The organism is Massilia niastensis DSM 21313 (assembly GCF_000382345.1).
In the GTDB taxonomy this organism is placed as follows: domain Bacteria; phylum Pseudomonadota; class Gammaproteobacteria; order Burkholderiales; family Burkholderiaceae_D; genus Telluria; species Telluria niastensis.
The window spans coordinates 1-6,062 of sequence record NZ_KB908188.1 but is presented as its reverse complement, the minus strand read 5'-3'; the positions used below and the strand labels follow the sequence as shown (position 1 = coordinate 6,062).

The 6,062-nt window shown below is 62.1% G+C and carries 4 protein-coding genes and 1 pseudogene; 3 read left to right on the top strand and 2 right to left on the bottom strand.

Translation table 11 applies throughout. From position 1 onward, the window contains the following. Both H162_RS34615 and H162_RS0129335 read right to left on the bottom strand, forming a co-directional pair. Window positions 1-104: pseudogene (locus H162_RS34615) on the bottom strand (5-dehydro-4-deoxyglucarate dehydratase); the annotation flags it as partial. A 193-nt stretch (window positions 105-297) separates the two neighbouring features. Next, on the bottom strand, window positions 298-1,047 hold the full coding sequence (locus tag H162_RS0129335; protein WP_020657041.1) for a FadR/GntR family transcriptional regulator: 750 nt from the start codon (window positions 1,045-1,047) through the stop codon (window positions 298-300). 241 nt (window positions 1,048-1,288) lie between these two features. On the opposite strand from H162_RS0129335, the gene H162_RS0129330 reads away from it, so the two are divergent. From H162_RS0129330 to H162_RS0129320, 3 genes are all read left to right on the top strand, one after another. Further along, window positions 1,289-2,452, top strand: a complete 1,164-nt coding sequence (locus H162_RS0129330; protein ID WP_026355257.1) for a helix-turn-helix domain-containing protein — start codon at window positions 1,289-1,291, stop codon at window positions 2,450-2,452. 220 nt (window positions 2,453-2,672) lie between these two features. Further along, a complete protein-coding gene (locus H162_RS0129325) occupies window positions 2,673-4,241 on the top strand; it encodes a GH39 family glycosyl hydrolase (protein WP_020657039.1) in 1,569 nt (522 codons plus the stop codon). 10 nt (window positions 4,242-4,251) lie between these two features. Next, the gene (locus H162_RS0129320; RefSeq protein WP_020657038.1) at window positions 4,252-5,880 is read left to right on the top strand and encodes a family 43 glycosylhydrolase; all 1,629 of its coding nucleotides are present in this window, start codon (window positions 4,252-4,254) and stop codon (window positions 5,878-5,880) included. The last annotated feature ends 182 nt before the right edge of the window (window positions 5,881-6,062 follow it).

Sequence of the window (6,062 nt, the reverse complement as noted above, 5' to 3'; positions counted from 1 at the left end):
GCGTAGGCGGTCGGGACGAAGTCGCCCTGGGCGTCGAAGTCGGTGACCGGGAAGGACAGCAGGCCGGAGGAAAGGATCTCTTTGAGGTCTTGTGGAGTGAACATGTCGGGTCCGCCAATGTGGTGTTGAGAAAGGGTGCCGTTTGTAGACAACGTCACCAGTTATCAGTCATCGTACAACATAAAAATTGGGATCGCAACCACTGATTGGACAAAGATGAAAAAGAGGGTTTCCCTGTCGAAAGGGAGGAGAACGGGAAGCTGCCCGGCAGGAGAGGGGCTCCTGCCGGACAGCTGCTTAGCGGGCTGCGCCTTCGATCAGTTCCTGCGCACGGCGCAGGCGTTCGCGGCTGTTGCTGAGGTGGGTGCGCATCGCGGCGCGGGCGGATTCGGGATCCTTGCGCGAGATGGCGTTATAGATATCCTCGTGCTCGTTGATGACGCGTTCCATGTAGACGGCCGGGTCGTCCTTCGCCAGCCGCGCCGAGTTCACGCGGTTACGCGGGATGATGTTGGCGCCGAGGTGGTGCAGGATGTCGTGGAAATAGCGGTTGCCCGAGGACTGCGCGATCAGGAGGTGGAACTGCAGGTCGGAGTGCACCGTCTCTTCGCCGCTGCGGGCGCAGGCCTGGAAGTCGTCGAGGGCGGAGCGCAGCTGCACCAGCTGCTCGTCGCTGCGGCGGGTGGCGGCGAGGGCGGCGGCTTCGGTCTCGAGGCTGATGCGCAGCTCGAGGATGGCGACCAGGTCGCGCACGTTGAGCACCGTGGTCGGGTCGATGCCATGGTTGCTGGCGCGGGAAGGCTCGAGGACGAAGGTCCCGATGCCATGGCGCGTCTCGACCAGGCCGCCCGCCTGCATGTGCGAGATCGCTTCCCGCACCACGGTGCGGCTCACCCCCAGCAGGCGCATGATCTCCGACTCGGTCGGCAGCTTGTCGCCCGCCTCGAGCGAACCGTCGCGGATGCTCTCAGTCAGGTGCGCGACGACGCCCTGGGCGAGGTTGCGATGTCTCTTCGGCGGAGCCGAAGACAGGGACGGAGCGTTCATAAGCATTAAGATGAGTTAGGGATGGACGTGTTTACGATTGCTCTCATTATACAACGACATCGGTTGTCGGACGACTGATGACGAGTGAAAGCGCTCGTAACCGCAACAGGACGAGAAACCGTGACGCGGTTGGCGCGACGCATTCGCGCTGCATTATTTCCATGACGGAATGCTATGATCTCGGTCTCCGGATCCGGCCCTGGCTGCAGCACCCTGCGCAAGTCTTTATTCACTGATCGCCATGCACGAATTTTATAAGAGGACGCTGCTCGGTTTCCTGTGTCTCCTGAGCTTGAGTGTGGTCGTCGGCTATGCCTGTTTCAAGCGCAGTCATGTGGAGGTCGCGCTCCTGCCGGCGGCGCAGAGTGCGATCCCCTGGAATCTCCGGGCGGCTTCTGACCTGCCCCAGGGCGGACGGTCGACGGTCCAGATCCACGACGACCGCCAGCGCCTGCGTGTCGATTTCCATATCCTGAAATCGGTCGACTATCCCTTCGCCGCGGCAGAGCTGTTTTTCGAGGACGGGAAGGGGAAGCCGGTCCATGCGGATTTGTCGCACTATACCTCGGTGTCATTCCTGGTGAAATGTTCGCCACTGAATACCCTGACATTCAGCATTTCCACTTTCGACCCCAGGGTATCGAGGCGCGGCGAGTTATTGAGCTACCGGACGCCGGCCGCTTTTTTCTCCTGTAGCGGCAAGCCGTCGCGGGTCGAGCTGGACCTGACCAGGCTGGAAATTCCCCAATGGTGGTTCGACATGTTCAAGCAGGATTTGTCGCAGCAGGCCTATCGACTCGATCAGGTGCCGAAGATTACTTTCGGCAGTACGTTCCAGAGCCCGAAGAATACCGATTCATCGGTCGACATCGGCGAACTGGTATTGAATGGCCGGGATTACCGCTATCTGGTGTTGCTTGGCGTTTTCCTGCTGGTCTGCTGGGGCGGTTTTGCCATCTGGTTTTTCCGGCAGCATACGCGCGCCCTGATTGCCGACGTCAAGGAAAAGCTGCGCAAGGATATGCCGCTCGTGGCTTACCAGCAGCTGTCGATGGAGCCGCACCGCGATCGGGAAAAATCCGCCATTCTCGAGTTTATCGCGGTGCATTACGCGGACGCGGAACTCGATCTCGAACGCGTGGTGGTGCAGACCGGCGTGAATCGCAATAAAGTCAATGAAATACTGAAATCGGAACTCGGCTTTACCTTCAGCAGCTATTTGAATAAATTGCGCCTGACGGAAGCGGCGCGGCTGCTTGCCGAGAAGGACAAGGCCGCCGTCGCCGAAATCGCCTACTCGGTCGGCTACAGCAACGTCTCGTACTTCAACAAGCTGTTCAAGGAGGAGTACGGCTGCACGCCGAAGGCCTTCAGGAGCGTGTGCGACGGGCAGGGCGCGGGCTAGCCCCGGCCGGCATCGCTCCCGCCCAGGGGCGGATTCCGGTCTAACACTGGCGTCACCATTTCTTCAACAATCTGCATTTCTCCTGCAAGTCGGCATGTGAGCGCTATCTTCCGGCGGCCGAAGGGCGTAAGCTCTCAGGAAACAGCCGTGCTGGCGGCGCCGATGTTTGCGCTAACCAGCCGGGCCTGTCACTGTCCTGTTCACTTTTGAGAGAGACCACATGAGTGTGAAGTCCATCGCATCGCTGCTGTTGAGCGGCTTGCTGTTCCTGCCCTTGCACGTCCTTGCCCAGAACCGTATCGTCGACCTCGATCTCGGGCAGGTCCAGGGAAAACTGGGCGCCACCCCCAACCTGGTGATCGGCGCAGGCCGCGCCAATGAAGGATTGCGCGCCGACTGGCAGCAGCAATTGGCGGAAATAAAACGCGATGCGGGATTTAAATATATCCGCATGCATGGCCTGCTCGGCGACGATATGGCCGTGTATAAAGTCGATGCGCAGGGCAGGGAACATTATAATTTCCAGTATATCGACGCGCTGTACGATTATCTGCTGAGTATAGGCGTCAAACCGTTTGTCGAACTCGGTTTCATGCCTTCGGCCATGGCCAGCGGTGAAAAGACCATTTTCTGGTGGCGCGGCAATGTCACGCCTCCGCGCAGTTATGAAAAATGGGAAAAACTGGTCAAGGCATTAACCGAACACTGGACCGCGCGTTATGGCCGGGAAGAAGTCGCGAGCTGGTATTTCGAAGTATGGAACGAGCCCAATCTCGATGGATTCTGGGCCGGCACCCAGGACGAGTATTTCAAGCTCTACGAGCATGCGGCGCGCGCGATCAAGAGCGTGAATCCGGCATACAGGGTGGGCGGCCCGGCCACTGCCGGTGCGGCGTGGATTCCCGAAATGATCGCCTACAGCGCGAAGAACAAGGTGCCGCTGGATTTCGTCAGCACCCATTCCTATGGGGTGAACCAGGGATTCCTCGATGAATTCGGGACCACGGGCACGGTGCTCAGCAAGGACGAATGGGCGGTCAGCAGCGATGTGCTGAAAAACCGGAAAGAAATTGCGGCCTCCAGCATGCCGAACCTGGAATTGCATTACACCGAATGGAGTTCCTCGTATACTCCGGCCGATCCGACGCACGACAGCTACCACCAGGCCGCCTATATCCTGCAAAAGCTCAAGCAGGTCGGCAATACCGCGCAGTCGATGTCGTACTGGGTCTTCACCGATATCTTCGAAGAGGCCGGGCCGCGCTTCGAAGCCTTCCATGGCGGTTTCGGCCTGATGAATACGCAGGGCATCAAGAAGCCGGCGTATTTCGCCTACCAGTTCCTGCACCAGCTCGCGCCGACCGAGCTGAAGAGCAGCGACAGGCAGACCATCGCCACGACCGACGGCAAGGGCAATGTCCAGCTCCTGCTCTGGGATTACACGCATACGCTGCCGGACGGCATCAACAACCAGCAGTATTTCATCAAGGACCTTCCGGCCAGGGACAAGGGCAAGGTGCAGGTCCGCATGAAAGGCTTGAAGAAAGGAGCGTACACGCTGAGCCTGTCGCAAGTCGGCTACAGGAAGAACGACGCCTTCACGGCCTACATCGGCATGGGCTCGCCCAAGCAGCTGAGCCGGGAGCAGGTCGCCACCCTGAAGTCGCTCGCCACCGGCAAGCCCTCCGAGCAGAGGAAGGTCCAGGTCGGCCAGGATGGCAGCTTCAGCCTGGACTTGCCCATCCGCGAAAACGACGTTGTCCTCCTCGAGCTTGGCAGCGTGAAGTAAGGAGCCGCACATGAGCAAGCAATCCCGCCGCGACGCCTTCAAGACCCTGCTGGCCGGCGCAAGCCTTCCCCTCGCGCCTGGCATGGCCCGGGCCGCCGATCGCGCCGCCGCTCCTGCGGGCAAGCCGCTACAGCAGTGGCGCCAGGGCGTCGAAGGGCAGCGAAGGGCCGACCTGGGCGACGGCAGCTACCTGAATCCCATCATCGCGGGCGACCATCCCGATCCGACCGTCCTCAAGGACGGCAAGGACTACTACCTCACGTATTCGTCCTTCTATTCCTATCCCGGCCTGGTGATCTGGCATTCGACCGACCTGGTGAACTGGCAGCCGGTCGCGCCCGCGCTGTCGAAACCGCTCGGCACCATCTGGGCGGTCGACCTGTGCAAGCACGACGGCCGCTACTTCATCTATATTCCGGCGGCGCCGGACGGCAATGCCTGGTCGATCTACGCGATCTGGGCCGACCGCATCGAAGGACCCTGGAGCGATCCGGTCGACCTGAAGATCAGCGGCTGCATCGATCCCGGCCACGTGGTCGGCGAGGACGGCCGGCGCTACCTGTTCGTCAACGGCATCCGCAAGATCCGCCTGAGCGACGACGGCCTGGCCACCGACGGCCAGCTCGAGAAGGCTTACCAGCCATGGCGCTACCCGGATGACTGGGTGGTGGAGAACTTCGCGCCGGAAGGCCCCAAGCTGCTGCGGCGCGGGAAGTATTTTTACCTGGTGACCGCGGTGGGCGGCACGGCGGGGCCGGTGACGGGGCACATGGTGATCGCGGCGCGCTCCACCTCGATCCACGGACCGTGGGAGCATTGCCCGCACAATCCGCTGGTGCGCACCGCCGGCACCGGTGAACCCTGGTGGTCGCGCGGCCACGCCACCGTGGTCGAAGGGCCGGCGGGCGACTGGTGGATGGTGTACCACGGCTACGAGAACGGTTTCCGTACCCTGGGCCGCCAGACCCTGCTCGAGCCCATGGAATGGACCGAGGACGGCTGGTTCCGCGCCACCGGCGGCGACCTTTCCAGGCCGCTGCCCAAGCCGAAGGGCGGCAAGGCCGGGCCCGCGGGCTACGCATTATCGGATGACTTCAGCCGCAACCGCTTCGGGGTCCAGTGGTGCTTCCACGATCCGGCGCCGGACGAGATGCGGCGCGCCCGCTACGTGGAAGGAGGCTTGCGGATCGCCGGCAGCGGCAGCTCGCCGGCCGACAGCCGGCCGCTGACCTGCACGGTGGGAGACCGTTCCTATGAAGTGGAGGTGAGCCTGCAGTTGATCGGCCAGGCGGAAGGCGGGCTGCTGCTGTTCTATCACCACAAGGCCTACGTCGGCCTGGGCTTCACGCCGGACACGATCAAGACCTGGCAGTATGCCGAGGAACAGCCGTGGATGCGCGCCGCCCGCGCCACCTCGACGGTCCGGGTGCGCATGAGCAACCAGGACAATGTCGTCACCTTCCGCTACTCGCACGACGACGGCAAGACCTGGGTCCTGCATGGCTTGCGCATGGAAGTCTCCGGCCTGCACCACAACGTGTTCGGCGGATTCCTCAGCCTGAAAGTCGGCATCTACAGCGCGGGCAAGGGGACGGTCGAACTCCGGGACTTCCGCTACCGGGCGCTCGCCGCGTCCTGACGGGCCGAAAAAAAGCCTGCACGGCAGTGCAGGCTCTGTCGGTCCGCGGCGCCGGCGCCCGTGCATGGGCGCCGGCAGGGCAGGGAGTTACTGCGGGCCGAGCTTCTTGATCAGGGCGTTCAGCTGTTCGCATTCCTGCGGGTTCAGGTCGATCAGCGGGGTGCGCACCGGGCCTGCGGTGT

Coding starts and splice junctions, on each gene's coding strand:
- H162_RS0129335 (WP_020657041.1), bottom strand. CDS start 1,047: ATGAACGCTCCGTCCCTGTCTTCGGCTCCGCCGAAGAGACATCGCAAC.
- H162_RS0129330 (WP_026355257.1), top strand. CDS start 1,289: ATGCACGAATTTTATAAGAGGACGCTGCTCGGTTTCCTGTGTCTCCTG.
- H162_RS0129325 (WP_020657039.1), top strand. CDS start 2,673: ATGAGTGTGAAGTCCATCGCATCGCTGCTGTTGAGCGGCTTGCTGTTC.
- H162_RS0129320 (WP_020657038.1), top strand. CDS start 4,252: ATGAGCAAGCAATCCCGCCGCGACGCCTTCAAGACCCTGCTGGCCGGC.